The 501-nt window shown below is 64.3% G+C and carries 1 protein-coding gene; it reads left to right on the forward strand.

Translation table 11 applies throughout. The features are described from left to right. The coding region (locus tag ACKTSJ_RS11200) for a transposase (protein ID WP_407900253.1) at positions 1–501 on the forward strand (501 nt) is incomplete at both ends.

Here is a 501-nt window from a genome sequence, read left to right on the forward strand (position 1 = left end):
CACCTTTGACGTTCCGCAAGTGCGCGACAGCAGTTTTTATCCCTCCGCCCTGGAGCGCGGCACCCGTACCGAGCGGGCGCTCAATATCGCGCTGGCGGAAATGTACGTTCAGGGCGTCTCGACACGCAAAGTCATCACCGTCCTGCAATCCCTGCTGGGGCCCGACATCGCCCTGTCCTCCACCCAGGTAAGCCGGGCGACCGAAACACTCGATGCCGGTTTGCAGGCGTGGCGCGAACGCCCCTTGGCGGAGACCCCCTATGTGTTTCTGGATGCCCGCTATGAACGGGTACGAGCAGGCGGACAAATCGTGGATTGCGCCGTGCTGGTCGCCGTCGGCGTAACCCACGAAGGACATCGCCGCGTGTTGGGGGTGTCGGTCGAACTCTCGGAGGCGGAAGTGCATTGGCGCAGCTTCCTCGACAGTCTGGTGCGACGCGGTCTGTGCGGGGTCAAGCTGATCGTATCCGACGACCATGCCGGACTCAAGGCGGCGCGCCG

Origin of the sequence: Ferrigenium sp. UT5 (assembly GCF_045866295.1) — a bacterium.
GTDB lineage: Bacteria > Pseudomonadota > Gammaproteobacteria > Burkholderiales > Gallionellaceae > Sideroxyarcus.